Origin of the sequence: Alteromonas sp. S015, from assembly GCF_036864485.1 — a bacterium.
In the GTDB taxonomy this organism is placed as follows: Bacteria; Pseudomonadota; Gammaproteobacteria; order Enterobacterales; family Alteromonadaceae; genus Alteromonas.
The window spans coordinates 275,974-292,783 of sequence record NZ_JAZETO010000001.1; the positions used below are offsets into that span (position 1 = coordinate 275,974).

General features: G+C 45.1%; 9 protein-coding genes. 3 read left to right on the top strand and 6 right to left on the bottom strand.

Going from position 1 to position 16,810, the window contains the following annotated elements:
* Nucleotides 1–65: 65 nt before the first annotated feature.
* From hrpA to V7R42_RS01195, 4 genes are all read right to left on the bottom strand, one after another.
* Complete coding sequence (gene hrpA / locus V7R42_RS01180; protein ID WP_334018418.1) at nucleotides 66–4,061, bottom strand: ATP-dependent RNA helicase HrpA; 3,996 nt, start codon at nucleotides 4,059–4,061, stop codon at nucleotides 66–68.
* A gap of 100 nt (nucleotides 4,062–4,161) precedes the next feature.
* On the bottom strand, nucleotides 4,162–5,508 hold the full coding sequence (locus tag V7R42_RS01185; RefSeq protein ID WP_334018419.1) for a Na+/H+ antiporter NhaC family protein: 1,347 nt from the start codon (nucleotides 5,506–5,508) through the stop codon (nucleotides 4,162–4,164).
* A gap of 557 nt (nucleotides 5,509–6,065) precedes the next feature.
* The gene (locus V7R42_RS01190) at nucleotides 6,066–7,298 is read right to left on the bottom strand and encodes a helix-turn-helix domain-containing protein (protein WP_334018420.1); all 1,233 of its coding nucleotides are present in this window, start codon (nucleotides 7,296–7,298) and stop codon (nucleotides 6,066–6,068) included.
* A 62-nt stretch (nucleotides 7,299–7,360) separates the two neighbouring features.
* The gene (locus tag V7R42_RS01195; RefSeq protein ID WP_334018421.1) at nucleotides 7,361–8,272 is read right to left on the bottom strand and encodes a diguanylate cyclase domain-containing protein; all 912 of its coding nucleotides are present in this window, start codon (nucleotides 8,270–8,272) and stop codon (nucleotides 7,361–7,363) included.
* Nucleotides 8,273–8,647: 375 nt separating this feature from the next.
* Here V7R42_RS01195 and V7R42_RS01200 point away from each other — a divergent pair, with 375 nt between their 5' ends.
* The 3 genes from V7R42_RS01200 to V7R42_RS01210 all read left to right on the top strand — a co-directional run bounded on the left by V7R42_RS01200 (nucleotide 8,648) and on the right by V7R42_RS01210 (nucleotide 14,732).
* Nucleotides 8,648–11,353, top strand: a complete 2,706-nt coding sequence (locus tag V7R42_RS01200) for a TonB-dependent receptor (RefSeq protein WP_334018422.1) — start codon at nucleotides 8,648–8,650, stop codon at nucleotides 11,351–11,353.
* 80 nt (nucleotides 11,354–11,433) lie between these two features.
* Complete coding sequence (locus tag V7R42_RS01205; protein ID WP_334018423.1) at nucleotides 11,434–12,549, top strand: metallophosphoesterase; 1,116 nt, start codon at nucleotides 11,434–11,436, stop codon at nucleotides 12,547–12,549.
* Nucleotides 12,550–12,557: 8 nt separating this feature from the next.
* Nucleotides 12,558–14,732, top strand: coding sequence for a phytase (locus tag V7R42_RS01210; protein WP_334018424.1), 2,175 nt, complete (start codon nucleotides 12,558–12,560; stop codon nucleotides 14,730–14,732).
* A gap of 64 nt (nucleotides 14,733–14,796) precedes the next feature.
* Here V7R42_RS01210 and V7R42_RS01215 read toward each other — a convergent pair whose 3' ends face one another.
* Together V7R42_RS01215 and V7R42_RS01220 are read right to left on the bottom strand one after the other, a co-directional pair.
* On the bottom strand, nucleotides 14,797–15,216 hold the full coding sequence (locus V7R42_RS01215) for a CBS domain-containing protein (protein WP_334018425.1): 420 nt from the start codon (nucleotides 15,214–15,216) through the stop codon (nucleotides 14,797–14,799).
* A 181-nt stretch (nucleotides 15,217–15,397) separates the two neighbouring features.
* Complete coding sequence (locus V7R42_RS01220) at nucleotides 15,398–16,465, bottom strand: isoaspartyl peptidase/L-asparaginase family protein (protein WP_334018426.1); 1,068 nt, start codon at nucleotides 16,463–16,465, stop codon at nucleotides 15,398–15,400.
* Between the last annotated feature and the right edge of the window lie 345 nt (nucleotides 16,466–16,810).

Sequence of the window (16,810 nt, forward strand, 5' to 3'; positions counted from 1 at the left end):
TGCGTAGTCAGCGCGCTTTTAAACGAATTATCTCAAGCGATTGGGCTGGTACTCAACGTATTGTACTAAAAGTCAGCTAAATGAAGCGTAATACGTTTAGCTGAAATCGGATAGGCCGTACCCAACTGTTGAGCAAACAAAGAAACCCGCAATTCTTCTATCATCCAGCGCACATCTATAAGAGCTTGAGGCACTTTACCTTTGGGGTACTTGCTGCACGCTTTTTCCCATTCTTTAATCGACTTTTCCACCGTTACCTGATGCATCCTGTCTTTGTTAGGGTCGATAGGCAGTTTCTCTAGGCGACGAGCCAAGCCTTTGATATAGCGGTTCCAGTCATCTAGCCTGCTTTCGCCAATTTCAGATACAAACCCAGGGAAGACTAACGATGCCAAGTGAGCTTTACAATCACCTAAAGCGTTAATCATCGTCAGCGGCACGTTACCTTTCATTTGCTTCTGGCACTGGTGCGCAAGGGTAAGCCCCTGCTCCACTTGTTTGGCAATCTCTAACACCCTGTCATTGATGTCTGCACGAGCAATCTCTAAACAGGCTTCAAAATCGGCTTTGCTGCGAATGTCGGTGTTATTGGTTTTGCAGTAATCACTGACAATGGCGTCGATACCCGCAAAAATACAATCATCAATTAGCGCTCTCACTTGCCCAAATGGATTGAAATACAAACCCAGTTTGGCTTTGTTAGGTAATTTGCTTTGCAAATAATTAAGGGGCGACGGCATGGCGTTTTTAATTAAGACATTCACGCCTTGCTTATGCAGCACTTGGGCTTTATCCGCTTCTTCAATTAACGCAATATCTACCTTATCGCCCTTTTGCACCAGTGCCGGAAATGCCTGAACTTCAAACCCGCCCACTTTCTGCACAAAGGTTTCTGGCAAACTATCGAAATCCCACTGTTCTATATTGTTACGCTCTAGCTCTGGTGTTGCGGCTTTCTCAAAGGTTTGCTTGACCTGCCCTGCACACTGCTGTTTAAGCGCGTGCAGGTCGTCACCTTTGGCAATATCATTACCATTATCATTGACTACCGCAAAGTGTATTTTTAAATGCTTATCAAGCTGGTTTAAATTCCACTCTTCGCTTTCAATAATAACCCCCGTCATTTTCCGTAGCTTATCGGTTACGGCTTCAAGCAACGGCACTGGCCGGTTGTTTTTATCCGTTTCGCTAATATCAGCAAGGCACGCTTCAGCAAAGTTGGGCGCAGGCACAAAGTTACGACGCAAACGTTTAGGCAAGGTCTTAATTAAACCTACTATCAGATCGTGCCTTAGCCCCGGCACTAACCAATCAAAACCTATGTTGTCCACTTGGTTAAGCACAGGTAGCGGGATAACTACAGTTACGCCATCATCTTCAGCGTTGGGTTCAAAGTTATAGCGTAGCGGCAGCGTAATATTGCCTTGGCGCCATACATCAGGGAACGCATTTGCTACTGACTGCCCAGGCTGCTGACGATATACGTCTTCTTCTTTAAAGGTTAAACTGTCGTTACTTCCGTGCTGTCTAAACCACTTTTTAAACGCCGCATCATTGTTTGCCTCAACGGGAATGCGCTTGGCATAGAAGCTTATCAGTTCTTCATCATCAACAATCAAATCGCGACGACGGGTCTTTTGTTCAAATTCGTCTGCCTGCTCAAGCAGCGCCTGATTTTCCTGTAAGAAACTGTAATTGAGCTTAGTATTGCCCTCTACTAACGCTTCGCGGATAAATAGCTCGTGGCAAATTGGCGGGTCGATAAGGCTATAAACCTTCGCACGCTTCATCACTATAGGTAGCCCGAACAAGGTCACTTTTTCAAAGGCAATAACCGCGCCACGCTTTTTCGACCAATGTGGCTCTGAATAGCTTCGTTGCACAACGTGCTCCGCCAAAGGCTCAACCCATGCCGGGTCTATTTTTGCCACCATACGGGCAAACAGCTTAGAGGTTTCTACAAGCTCGGCGGCCATTACCCATTTTGGCTGAGATTTTGATAGCCCTGAACCCGGGAAAATGAGAAAGCGCGAATTACGCGAGCCCATATACTCCCGCTCTTTATCTTTAAAGCCCATGTGCGACAGCAAGCCGCTGGCAATGGCTTGGTGAATAGCCTGGTAGTCGGCTTCTTGCTTTGAAATGCCAAAGCCAAGCTCAGCAATAGACTTTTTAAGCTGGCTAACAATGTCTTGCCATTCACGCATACGTAAATAGTTGATGAAATTCTGCTTACACCATTTACGTAATTGGTTTTGGCTCAGCGCGTTTTGCTGCTCTCTAAAAGCCACCCACAAGTTGTAAAGGCTGATAAAGTCAGAATCTTTATCGTGGTATTCGCTGTGCTTCTCGTCTGCTTGCTGGCGTTTTTCCTGTGGGCGCTCTCGCGGGTCTTGAATTGAAAGCCCTGCCGCAATTACCATGACTTCGCTGAGCGCGTTTGTGCGCTCGGCCTCAACCACCATGCGAGCATAACGAGGGTCGATAGGCAATCGTGCTACTTGGCGGCCCAGCGGAGTAAGCTGCATTTTGCCGCTTTGCTTGGTTTTTCGGTTATCTTTGCCTTTCGCAATAGCTTGAATTTCTTCAAGTAAGCGGAAACCGTCATTGATATTGCGGTTATCAGGCGGCTGTACAAAAGGAAATGCGGCGATATCGCCTAACCCTAACGCAAGCATTTGCAAAATAACCGAAGCAAGGTTTGTTCGAAGGATCTCTGGGTCGGTAAATTCTGGGCGGCCTAAATAGTCTTCTTCACTATAAAGGCGAATACAAATACCGTCAGACACACGGCCGCATCGCCCTGCCCGCTGATTCGCTGAGGCTTGAGAGATAGGCTCAATAGGTAAACGCTGCACTTTACTTCTAGCGCTGTAACGTGAAATACGGGCAAACCCCGGATCTATGACGTATTTAATACCAGGTACCGTAAGCGAGGTCTCTGCCACGTTGGTGGCAAGTACAATACGTCTGCCGCTGTGCGATTGAAATATGCGGTTTTGCTCAGCGGCCGATAACCTCGCGTAAAGCGGAACAATTTCAGTATTGCGATAATGTTGTTTGCTCAAAGCATCTTGGGTATCTCGTATCTCGCGCTCCCCGCTTAGGAACACTAAGATATCGCCCGGCGCTTCGCGCATTAGCTCGTCGACGGCGTTTACGATGGCATCACTTTGATCAATGTCGTCATCATTATCTTCTGGCGCATGGTAACGAATTTCTACCGGATAGGTACGTCCGCTCACTTCGATAATCGGTGCATTATTAAAATGCTTAGAAAAACGCTCTGGGTCGATGGTGGCAGAGGTGATGATAAGTTTTAAATCAGGGCGCTTATCCAAAAGCTGGCGCAGATAGCCTAACAAGAAGTCGATATTAAGGCTTCGCTCGTGGGCTTCATCGATGATGATAGTATCATACTGATTTAAGAAGCGATCTTGCTGCATTTCAGCTAGCAGCATACCGTCGGTCATAAGCTTAACATAGCTTCGTTCGCTTACCTGATCGCTAAAGCGAATCTTGAAACCCACCTTTTCACCAAGCGGCGTGTTTAGCTCTTCGGCTATTCGGTTAGCTACGCTTCGTGCCGCTAATCGTCTTGGCTGGGTGTGGGCTATCATGCCGTTTACACCGCGGCCTAACTCTAAGCATATCTTAGGAAGCTGTGTCGTTTTACCCGACCCGGTTTCACCGGCAACAATCACGACCTGATTGTTAGCTATTGCTTCTTTGATGTCTTCTTTTTTATCGCTAACCGGCAGCGGCGGATACTCTACCTTAGGAAGGTTTTCCTTGCGCCAATTGCGCTTTTCTATTGATGCGTCAATGTCGCCATTGAGCTTTTCAAACTGGATTCTTAAGCTGTCTTCGCTAACAACGTTGTCCCGTTTCGAACCTCTTGGATTGGATACCTTTTTCTCCGCGCCTTTTCCTTCAACACCAGATGTATCATTCACTTTTTGAGCAAGCTGTGTAATACGCCGCTTTAAGCGAAACTTATCTGCGCTTAAACAATCGTCTAATTTGTTGTAAAGAGGTTTTATAGCAAGTGGTGAAGACAAAGTGACATCCTAAAGCGAGTTTCTAATCATCAATAAAATTCGGGCGGTGATCCTAGAAGATACCGCCCTAAAAAGCCAGTGTGTTAAGCGTTACGAGAATTTAAGCGCTTTGGGTTAATTCATCGCCTTGCGCCGTTTTAAAACGGGGAAAACCGAACCAAATGGCCGCCACACCAAACACAAAAATAAGCATGGGGTACCAGCAATAAGGCGTAATCGCCAAAGGTGAAATGCCCACTACGGCCGCTGCACTTAAAAGCTGCGCGCCATAAGGAACCAAGCCTTGAAAGCTGCACGAAAAGATATCCAATAATGAGGCAGTACGGCGTGGGTCTACGCCGTATTTTTCGTTTAGGTCTTTAGCGATTGGGCCTGCGGTAACAATCGCAATGGTATTGTTCGCTGTCGTAATGTCTAAAAAGCTGACCAAGCCAGCAATACTAAATTCCGCGCCTTTCTTAGACGTGACTTTACGGGTTAAGCGTTCGATTAACCAGGTTATACCGCCGTTAGCGTGCATTAACGCCACAATGCCGCCTATGGTGATGGCAATCATCGCCAAGTCCTGCATCCAGCCCATCCCTTTTTGGATGCTTTGCATCATGGAAAGTGGCGTAAAGCTGCCTTGTAGCAACCCTACTACGCAGGCACTGGCAATACCCACTGCAAGTACGCTGATGACGTTAAACCCTGTTAGCGCGAAAGCAATAATGCACAGGTACGGCACTATGCGCCAAAAATCGTAACTGCCGCCTTCAACAATGCCAGAAGTATCAACATCGACCATAAGTAGTAATGCCATGGTAACGATGCAGGCCGGCACGGCCACCATTAAATTTGCCTTGAACTTGTCTTTAAGCTGTACACCTTGTGTACGGGTTGCTGCAATGGTGGTGTCTGAAACAAACGAAAGGTTGTCACCAAACATAGCGCCCCCCACCACAATACCCAGCGCCATTTCCACCGGCAGCCCGAGGCTTGTGGCAAGGCCTGCACCTATTGGGGAAAGCGCAGTGATGGTGCCCATAGACGTACCCATAGAAAATGATATGAAACAGCAAATTAAAAAGAGGCCTGGTAAGATAAGTGCGGAAGGCACAAATTGTAGTGCCATATTGACCGTAGCATCCCGAGCGCCAATATCAATCGTCACCGCATAAAACGCACCGGCTAACAGGAAAATAAGCACCAAAAGAATAATGTTTTTATCGCCACCGCCTTTGCAAAACGTTTGTACTTTGTCAGAGAAGCTGACCTTTTTCCCTTTCGGATTCAAACATAAGCCATAGCCAGCGCTGATAAAAAACGCCACTAAAATAGGCATCGCGGTGATGTCGTTTGTGGTAACGCCGGTGACCACAACAAGGATCACAAAGAGCAAAATGGGTGTTAAACCTAAAGGGTTGGGAGCAATAGAATTTGGTGCAATGTCATTATTTTCGTGCACAGAACACTCTCTTTTTGAGTTTTATTGCCTACTAGCAAAAGATTAAAAGCTACGCCAAAAGCCACCAACTGGTTGCAAGTGCGTAAAAAAACGCTTCAACGAAACCATATTGTGTCGGTCTTGAACGGTGAAAAGCTAAAGCTGAAAAGCATAAAAGGTTTTTGCAGTATTGAAAAGAGATTTACTTTCCCATGACCAACTCATTACAGTACGCGCTGATATTTCCCCATCAGCGAGACCTAAAATGTTTGTTATCACGGCGTGTTACCGCAGATATAGTGGTACTACATCAAGGTGACGCAACAAAGAATGCGGACATGTTAAGCTCGCCCTTCTGAGTGAGCAATTAGCGATGAAGATTTGTACCATGCGGATTGCGCAAAACGCCACTATTGAATATGGAGTTCTTGAAGGAGTGAGATTTCAACCATTCTGCGATTGGAGGTGTGCGTCGCCTAGTCATTTTGCATAGCTCTGCTGCATAGCCTTGTTGCAAATTCATGTTGCATCGCTACGTGAACATAGTTACATAGAGAGGCACTATTGAGTAATTCTGGTTAAATTCTAAGCTCGCTAGGGGTTTTGCCGGTAAGCCGTTTTACTGTACGTCGGAAGTTAGGCAAATCGTTAATACCCATCGCATTAGCCGCAGTTTCGTTACTCACTTTGTGTACCGACAGAAGTAAGAGTGCATGATTGCGCAGTACTTCTTCTGATAACGCGCGATAGCTAGTGCCGTACTCTTTTAGTTTCCGCTTTAATGTAGCCACACTGACATCTAATATTTGTGCTAATTCAGGTAAGCCAATATTTGCTGCCTGGGTGTTGGAAGATACATAAACGTAACGCCTTACAAAATCAGGTAAGGGCATACGGTTTTGCAGTTCAATAGACGTCTTTCCATTTGTTAGCGTTGCGCTGCAACTTGAGAAACCTTTCAAAGAAAACTGCGATTCAATCGTGTGTATAGATTGAACTGTTTGCTCCAAGGAGTGGCGTAATTCATCTTTTTCAATACAAATACTGTTAAAAGGGCTATTAAACGATAACTTCAGCCCAAGGTGGGTTTCATAATCAGCGATATTTTTTGGCCGACTTCCCGTAAAAGTAAAAGACATACGTATTCGCTTATTCGCAATACTTTTCAAAAGTGCTACTACACTTGCGAATGCTACTTCAATGGTGAACTGAAATTGCTTGCTGCTTACCCCAGTAAAATGAGGCACTAGCATTATTTTGTTAACGCTTTCAAAGCGCTGAAATTGGCAGAGCGGTATGCTACACCACCGGAATGTTTGCAGTTGAGTGAGGTGAAAAAGAAGCTGTTCAACATTTTCGCATGTTTTAAGCACATTGAGCGGACTAGATCGCCATTGTGAGACTAAAGCGCCGCCCAGCAAAAAGCTAACGTCGCCTCCTCTCGCTTGGCTTTGAACATTCACTAACAGCGATGAGTATTGTTTTGTGCTTAATAGTGAATGGTGTTGCAACCCATCTTCAAAAATACCTGTACCGCGCAAGAGCTTATTTTTATTAGCGCCACGAGAGAGCGCTACATTAAGTACCGCCTGCACTAACCAATACCCAACTATTACTTTATCTTGGCTAGACATCACTACATGATCACTACCAGCACTATCGATGACACCCAAGCTAGGCTCATTAGCATCATCTATTTGAGAGACACCCTCACCAGATAGACGTGTTAAATAGCGGCGCTCGACACCTGCAGTTGTAGGTTCGTCCTCAGAATCTCGTAGTGCGTTAAGTCGTGGTAACGTTAAATCCATGAGTTACTCGAAGCAGGCATTTTCGTTTGTCTTCACCGTTTACTCTCTCCAAACCGGCCTAATTACGCTGCGCTATCATGGGCGCGCTCAAGTTCTAACAGCATGGTGTTAAGCACTGTCGCAAGGCGTTGGTTAGGTAACAAAGTCACTTGAGTACTGCGAGCAGTAGTGTAAATGGCGTTTGCATTTTGGCTATGCCTAAAAGCAAGGTGCTGAATACTTACTTTGATATCGTTGAGGATAACGTCGGCCTGCACGGGCGAGACGTCGGGCATCAAAACAGCAAACCTATCACCGGCATAACGACAGGCTAAATCTTGCTGACGTAAATTCATGATCACCAATTGCGCAATATCGTGCAGGTATCTATCACCCTCTGTATACCCGTGCCTTTGGTTGAACAGAGAGAAATTGTTGATATCGATAATCGCGATGACAGCCGGCTTACCCGATTGCTGTAACTTATAGATTTGTGCTTTCCAATACTCTGCGCGATAAAGTTGAGTGATTGGATCGATGGCATCGTGATCGCGAAAGTCCCATTCTCTGCGCCGTAATTGCAAATTTAGCGCACGCTGCTCCAAGTGCCACAGATAAAGTGCCGCGGTCATCACAACCATACCCACAGCAGCAGGGTAAGATTCTATCATGCTTAGCCAGTAAGCCCCTTGGGGATAATGAAAAAACTCGTCTAAGAAATCTAAACTAACTGAAAATAAAAAGAAGCCAAGGCCTACGGTGAGAAGGCTAGTCACTTTACCTGGAGGACGGCTGGCAAGTGCCGCTAGCATCCACGCCAGAGTTAAAAACGCAATGCTTCCCTCCCCCACAATATCAAGGCCTGAAATCACCGCACTTTCTTTTGCATTGCCAAACATAAACGCTAGACAAATCGCCAACGCTACTACGCAAAATGTAAATACTAACCAAAGTTTGTGATGTCTAAATTGTGTTGAATTTGTGAAGGTAAACATAGTGTTCTCTTTGGAAATCTCTTGTAATGGCAGCATCACGCGTTATCCCGGCGACCGCCGACGCTTAAAACAAAACGAGAGTCTTGCCCAAATTTAATGAAATTGTCGAGGGTCAGTTTGGCTCAGTAATGTGACACCTTGATGGCAATGCACTCAAAAAACGCAAAAAACAAAGAACATATCAAATAAAATCAGCAACTTGAACAAGGGTCAATTTGGCTCAACAAATTGCAAGCAGACGACATTTACCGAAAGCGACCCGCTTATTCCTTTAAATCGTCATATAACTGTCATGCAGAATTCTTAGGGTACTCATTCACTTGTTTAGCACTTATTTACTTCGCATTTTTTACTGCATAATTAATTGGAAAATAAATGAAAATTAAAACCACGTACTCTTCTCTTACACTTGCCTGCGTTGCGGCATTAGGCCTTAGCGTGGCTTCACCTGTTTCAGCTGCTGATGGCGTAATTATCGGTTCAGTAAAAGATGCCGCACAGGCACGCAGCTATACCGGTGCTCAAATCAAACTTCTCGAGCTAGGGCTTGTAACCGAAGCTGGCAGAGACGGTACGTTTCGCTTCCCTTCTATTCCTGAAGGCACTTATACCTTAGAAATCTCTTATCTTGGTGAAGATACCGTCACGCAAACAATAAAAGTAACTGACAATGGTATTGCGCGTGCAGCCGTGGAGTTTGGAAGCGGCGATACTATCGATGAGATTTTAGTGCGTGGTCAACGAAGCGGTCAGGCAAGTGCCATAAACCAGCAGCGAACTTCAGATCGTATCTCGTCAATTGTATCAGCAGATGCCATTGGACAGTTCCCAGACCAAAATGCTGCAGAGTCGCTACAGCGCTTACCAGGCTTGTCGATTGAGCGAGATCAGGGTGAAGGGCGTTTCGTCGGCATACGCGGTATCGACCCCAATCTGAATAATGTAACTATTAACGGCTTAAATATCCCCTCGCCAGAATCGGGTGTACGTTCAGTAGCCCTTGATGTTATTCCCTCTGAACTCATCCAAACGTTAGAAGTGTCTAAATCTGTTACGCCCGATATGGACGGCGACGCCATTGGTGGTTCAGTAGCGGTGAAAAGCGTGAGTGCGTTTGACAAGGCTCGAGATACCGCGAGCGTTACCGTACAGGCAAGTCAAAATGATTTACGAGACCAAACCAGTCCAAAGCTTTCTGGTACGTTTACTAAGAAACTTTCTTCCGAATGGGGCGTGGCTGGTGCCATCTCCTATTTTGACAGAGACTTTGGTTCAGACAATGTTGAAAGTAACGGCGACGATGAGCTTGAGCAACGTCACTACACGATCACTCGCGAGCGATTAGGTAGTGCGTTAAATATCGATTTTCGTCCTGACTTCAACAACCAATACTTTCTTCGAACGCTTTACAGTGAGTTTTCTGACGACGAATACCGCCAAGGCAATATATTCACGTTCGATGGCGAAGACTCAGAAATAGAAAGAGAAAGTAAAGACCGCTTTGAAAGCCAAAGTATTTTTACCATAGCGTTAGGTGGTGAACACCAATTAGATACCTGGAAAGCGAACTGGCAGCTTGGCTACGCAAAGTCTGACGAAGACGAACCGGATGCATTGTATTACGTGTTTAAGACTGAAAATGACAGTATTAGCGCTGACCTGAATACTATACGCCCAACCGTTGCACAAAATGCTGACGCCATGGATTTATCAACTTACGAGGTTGATGAGATTAGCTTTGAAGATAACTACACCAAAGACACCGAAACCAGCATTAAATTCGACGCGGCCCGCCCTATCAATCTTGGCGGCTATATCGGTGAGTTAAAAATTGGCTCGAAGTACCGAAGCCGAGAAAAAGACCGCGACAGCAGCATCGCTATTTTTGATGGAGACTTCGATGACTTAGACGCTTCGCAGTTCCAAGCTGCCAGTCCAGATTATTCTCTTGATAACTTTGGGCCTGGGCTTAATCGAAGTGAAATGCGTAACTACTTCAACGATAATCGCGAGAGCCTGGAGTTAGATAGCCTAAATTCTGAAGTAGAATCTCGCGGTGCGACCTATGTGAATGAAGAGGACATCTTTGCCGCTTATATTATGGGCAGCGTAGATATAAATAAACTTCATCTTGTAGCAGGTGTTCGCTATGAGCGTACTGACTTTTCTACATCGGGTATGCGAGTAGAGCTTGTAGAAAACGAAGAAACTGACGTGGAAGAAGTGGTAAATACGCCGTGGGAAGCAGAGCGTGACTACGATCATTGGTTACCCAGTGTAAATGCCCGATACACGTTTTCTGACAAGCTGCAGCTTCGTGCCGCCTACACACAAACCATCTCACGTCCAAAATTTGAAGATGTGGCGGCATTTCAAATTATTGAAAGTAAAACTGAGGAAGATGACGGCACGTTTGTAACTGAACGAGAAGCTGAAGTTGGCAACCCTGAGCTTCAGCCATATGAAGCGCAAAACGTTGACTTATCAATTGAATACTATCCGGGTGACATTGGTGTAATTTCAGCTGGACTGTTCTACAAGAATATTGACAACTTTGTTGTATACGCAGATGTAGCAGGTACCACCGGTTGGGAAGGCTTTGAAGAAGTTATACAACCGATTAACGGCGACTCTGCCGATTTAACCGGCTTAGAACTTTCTTGGGTGAAAGCTTTCAATAATGGCTTTATTGTGTCTGCCAACGCGACTTTTACCGACTCTGAAGCGACGACCTTCCTAGACGGCGAAAAATTTGAAACCCAATTACCGAATCAGTCAGACCGCATTGGTAACTTAACCATTGGTTACGAAGCGAATGATTTCAGTGTCCGCCTAGCCACCACATATAAAAGTGAAAACTTCGAAGAGATTGATGGCGACATGCTCAGATTTGAAGATGACCACGTACAGATTGATTTCATGGCCCGTTATTACATTAACGATAGTATGCAGGTGTATTTCAATGGCATTAACTTAGGTGACGAGCCTTTCTATAACTACTTTGATACGCGCAATCAAAACGCACAATACGAAGAGTATGGTCGCACCTTCGAGCTAGGTTTTACTTGGCAGCTAAACTAGTCAATTTTATTTGTTGTTAATGTTCAGGTGTTCGCGGGTGTCTAACTTGGCGCTTGCGTCACCTGCTTAGAGAGTCTTTCATGCACGGTTTACCCACATTTCTCCCTACCACGAAGCCAACATTCGTAACCTTGTTTGCGGTCGTGTTTTGTTTCACCTGCAGCCTTACTTCAGAGCTTGTAGAGGCAGAGCAGACAAGCCCCACTTATCCTGCGGCTAAAATTGATGCTGCTATTAATAATGCAACGGCTACCAACGAGCAATATTCACATAATTATTATGCGCATACCATTATTGAAGGTTTATCGGTACCGGATGACGCTGTTTCTTTTTTAACGCTAGGTGACTGGGGCCGCAACGGTCACTTTTATCAAAAACACGTTGCTAAATGGCTAGATATTGCAAGCTACCAACTAGATGCCGAATTTATCGCAACCACTGGCGATAACTTCTACGACAATGGCGTTGCGTCAATTGACGACCCTTACTGGCTATCTTCTTACGAAAACATTTATCATCAACCCCATCTATTTATCGACTGGTACCCTGTGCTGGGTAACCATGACTATCGAGGAAACTGGCAGGCACAAATAGACTACAGCACTAAAAGTCGACGATGGGAAATGCCGGCGCAGTATTACAGTAAGAATTTAAAGCTTGACGACGGAAGCTTAGCACTCTTGTTGTTTATCGATACGTCCCCGCTAAACCCCGACTATGCAGATGAAGCTAAATATCAGACAGCCTATTTACAAGGGGCGTCTGAGCAACTTGCTTGGATAAATACTATGTTGGCCAAAGATGATTACACGTGGAAAGTTGTCATTGGACATCATCCACTTTATTCAAGTGGTAAACGCTATGGCAAAACAGAGGCTATTAGAGACGTATTAGAGCCCATTTTTCACAAACATGGCGTGGACCTTTATATAGCTGGGCACGAGCACGACCTTCAGCACAATCAATTCCATGGGGATGACCTGGTTCACGTCGTATCCGGTGGCGGCTCAGAAGTGCGCCCCGTTGGTAACTACGACTTTACAAAATTTGCAAAATCGACAGGCGGCTTTGTCAGTGTGAGCATGACAGCTAACAACATCTTCCTTAATTATATCGATCACAATGGGAAGACGATTTACACCCACACAATGAATAACGCCAGCACAAATTCTTCGCCGACCACGATTCAGGATTAATAATGACAATGGATAATCAAAAATTAAAAGCGCTACACTGCGCAGTAGCAAAAGCCGCAGTTTTTACCGGTGCTCTGGCTACACTGTTTAGCTGCGCAGCGCATAATACGACAGCCGCGAAAATGGAAAGCGAGCCCACAGGCACTGTACTTAAGCTTGTACATCTTGAAAAAGGTTTTGAGCAAACACTTTATTACCAAAACAATGATCAAGCTAACGCTTATAAAGACACCCATGGCCGCCACACGCTTAAAGTATCGCCCTCAGAAAAAAGTCACTCTTACGAGGGCACCCATGCTGTTAGCCTTCGAATAGACGAGCATAAAGGCATTTCGATAACCAACAGCCTAGGTAAAACGCAGTTTATCGCAGGAAGCTACGCGCTTGCACAAGCTGAAGTAGTTTCATTAGAAAACAAACAATGGGTGTCTTTGGTAGCGTTTAACAACAACACTCAACATATTGAAGTATATCGCCTGTCTGTTGATACCTTGGATGAGCATCAACTACTTAGCCAACCTACTAAAGGCTCAGAAGCATTATGCGCAGCGATGAATGCTAACGGGTCGCCCCACATTGTAAATATTGATGCCACTGGCACCCTCAACCAGTATGAACTGCACAATAACCAGTTTTTACCGCTTCGTAATTTCGCCATAGGTCCAGGAATAAAAAGCTGTAGTGTCGACGTTAAGACACAAAACATCTATTTGGCGGATGAGTTCGCCGGGGTTTGGAAGATTGATGCCCGCATTGAAAGTGAGCTAGAAAAAACGCTTATTTTTCATGACGCAGATACTCCGGTTGAAGGCGTGAGCACTGTGTCGAACGACACCTTACATTTAAACAGCAGCATTGTTGGCTGGGTTAGCCCGAACAAAAGTGGCGTATGGGTACAAAATCAATGTCACGCTGAGTTCGTAACTTTGATGCAAGACGTAGGTGGAATAGCTGAAACCATCGAGCCTGAATTTCTCCACTTGGCTATTTCTTCACGTCAGAAAGGGCCACGTATTTCGCTAATCGTTGACGATGACGCATCGGGCAATGTTTATTCGGCAGAACTGCCTCTTAATTTGTCTGCTGCTTATTTTAACGATGGGTGTCTTTCTAATGAAAACGAAACAGGTGCAAGCAAAGATAGTGACTTTTCCATGCATTCTAGAGCTAGTGTTTTACCATCAGCTGAAACGCAGCCTGTGCAAAACTATGGTGACGCGGCTGACGACCCTGCTATTTGGGTGAATGAACAGGCCCCTTCACAAAGCCGCATAGTAGGCACCGACAAAAAAGGCGCATTGAATACTTACGATCTTTTAGGTAAGCAACGTCAAAGCCTAGCAGTGGGGAGAGTCAATAACGTCGACGTTGGATACAAGGTTGCCGTAAACAGTGTGAACAGCAATGGCGTTAAAAGGTTTACCGACATTGCTGTTGCTTCAAACCGCTCACACAATAGTTTGTCTGTTTTTGATATAGATAAAAACGGTAACGTTACCCATTTAGGCGAGATTAAAACAACGCTTAGCGACATTTACGGCATGTGCCTCTTTGTCAATGATGGTATAGCCCATGTATTTGCGAATGATACCAGTGGCCACTTCGAACGATATGAATTATCAATCAACGAGAATAAAGCAGTGATTGGAAAGTTAAGCCAAGCGTTTTCCCTTCCTTCACAACCTGAAGGCTGCGTGGTAGATACGCAAACCCGTACTGCTTATCTTGGTGAGGAAGCTACTGGCATTTGGGCACTAGATGTCGGCTCAACCGATAATGCACCTACATTTATTTCAGCAATAGCACCGCCAGTAGAGGCTGATATCGAGGGGTTAGCTCTATTTACCGTTGATGAACAAAAATATCTGATCGCATCTAGCCAAGGGAATAACAGCTATGCAATTTACGATATTAACAAAGAAAACGTCGACCAACTTACACTTATAGGGGTTATTCAAATTACTGCCGATATCAATAATAGAATTGATGGCGTATCCGAAACCGATGGACTGGAAGCAACCAATGCTAACTTAGGTGGTATTTACAGCGAAGGTCTATGGGTAGTTCAAGACGGCAGAAATGTTATGCCATCAGAGACACAAAACTTTAAGCTGGTCTCTGGCGCAACCTTGAAAAAAGCAATCAGACAGCTAGCAAACGACACAAATGCACTAAACAATTAGCACGCGTAAATAACGTAGACAAGATCGAGTTCACTCTTTCTTGTCTACGTATTTACAGCCGCTATCAGCCTGCGCGACGATATCCGTCGTTTAATTGAACATCTATAGCCCGCAACACTGCCGTTCGATTGATACAGCCTAAAAGTACGCCATCGTCATCGACTACAGGATAAACCCGGGGCTTTTCTTTTAACAAAAGCTGCGCCAATTCAATTACCGACATGTAGGGCTTTACCGAAACCACAGGCGTTTTCATGATTTCCCCCACCCTACAAATTTGTTCGCGATAGTAGCTTGACGCAATCATTTGAGCGATACAGTCTTGCTCTGACAAAAAGCCTACCACTCTGCCTTTGTTATCGAGAACCGGACCACCACTTTGCCCACTGGCTAACAGCACCTCAACAGCCTGCGCAACGGGCATATCAACATTAAGCTTCACTGGGTGAGTATTCATATAATCACTGACTTGCAACGATTCCATTTTCAATTCTCCAGCCGTGGCGCCTCAGTGTGACCGATACTGCGAGTTATTTGGCGTTACGGCACTTCAATTATTTTTAACCACATGTGAAAGCAATTTCCCCCCACACTTTAAGGTTAGACGTTTCGCTGCATACAAGCCAGCACATTTAACATTAAAATAACAAATAATTTTTACGTGATTAGTCTTTATAGATTGCCACTTTCACTTTACCATTTATGTCAACACTAGCGCGATACATCCCTGCAGAATTAAACGGCATTGCTACATTACCTTTAGCGTCAATTGCAATTACGCCGCCATCGCCTCCGGCTTTAACCAGTACGTCGTTCACTACGGTATTGGCAGCATCGTTTAACGTTAAACCTTGGTATTTCATTCGCGCACAAATATCGGCTGCCACGTTATATCGAATAAAATACTCGCCATGCCCAGTGGCCGATACAGCACAACTTTCATTATCCGCATAGGTGCCTGCTCCAATAACGGGCGAATCTCCAATGCGTCCGTATCGTTTGGCGGTCATCCCCCCTGTTGATGTTCCAGCAACAATGTTCCCCTCACTATCCAATACCACCGCCCCTACGGTGCCAAAGCGCTCACTGCCTTGCTGTGAACCATAACCATTAGAGACCTGCTGCATACGTGCCTTCGCTTTATCTAAAGCTTGCTTGCGAAACTCGGTATCAAAAACCGTGTTGTCTACCTGCTCAAGGCCGTATTCTTTTGCATATTCTTCGGCACCTGTTCCAGAGAGCATTACGTGGGGAGACGCATTCATAACCAGTAACGCTGCTTCTATTGGGCTTCTAATTGTTTTCACGCCCGCAACGGCGCCTGCATTTTTACTGCCACCGTGCATTATCGACGCATCGAGTTCGTGTTCACCATCGAAGGTATACACAGCACCAATGCCAGCATTAAACAACGGCGAACTTTCAAGAATTTTGATGGTTTCTACTACCGCAACTTCACCTTTTTGGCCTTTTTGTAACAGTGCGTAACCATGTTGCACCGCTTCGGTTAAGACTCTCTTGTAGCCTGCTTCTTTCTCTGGCGTCATCGATGATTTTAAAATTGTACCTGCACCGCCATGAATGGCGATAGCTACACGCGGATTTTCTAGTTGTTGGGAATTAGCCGCTAATACATTAGCACTCATGAAGGCTATAGACGCTGCTAGCGCTCCCATAGCATACAGTGCATGTCGCACGTTATGGGGCTGGCGAAAAATGCGAGATGGGTTCAAAAGCTTTACTCCTAGTAGCGATGTTATATGCGCGCGCAACCTGTAAGATAGTTTGAGTATAAATCCCTAGAACCAATTCAGAGCACGCTATTGATAAGATTTTTACGCGATGTTAGACGTAAGATGACACAATTAGCATAGGTAAGCTAGGCTGCCTCGATGACCGCTAAGACAGTACAAAGGTCATCAATGATGAATGAACTGGATTTGTATAACGACAAACAGGGCAATATCCGTATAAATTTTGATAACTTAAAGCTAGTCTTCATTTTGTTACTGCGCAAGTTTCGCGCAATACATCAAAACACAAAATGTTCAAAAAAAGACAATGATTAACGCGTTTTT

Coding starts and splice junctions, on each gene's coding strand:
- V7R42_RS01200 (WP_334018422.1), top strand. CDS start 8,648: ATGAAAATTAAAACCACGTACTCTTCTCTTACACTTGCCTGCGTTGCG.
- V7R42_RS01210 (WP_334018424.1), top strand. CDS start 12,558: ATGGATAATCAAAAATTAAAAGCGCTACACTGCGCAGTAGCAAAAGCC.
- V7R42_RS01215 (WP_334018425.1), bottom strand. CDS start 15,216: ATGGAATCGTTGCAAGTCAGTGATTATATGAATACTCACCCAGTGAAG.
- V7R42_RS01190 (WP_334018420.1), bottom strand. CDS start 7,298: ATGGATTTAACGTTACCACGACTTAACGCACTACGAGATTCTGAGGAC.
- V7R42_RS01195 (WP_334018421.1), bottom strand. CDS start 8,272: ATGTTTACCTTCACAAATTCAACACAATTTAGACATCACAAACTTTGG.
- V7R42_RS01205 (WP_334018423.1), top strand. CDS start 11,434: ATGCACGGTTTACCCACATTTCTCCCTACCACGAAGCCAACATTCGTA.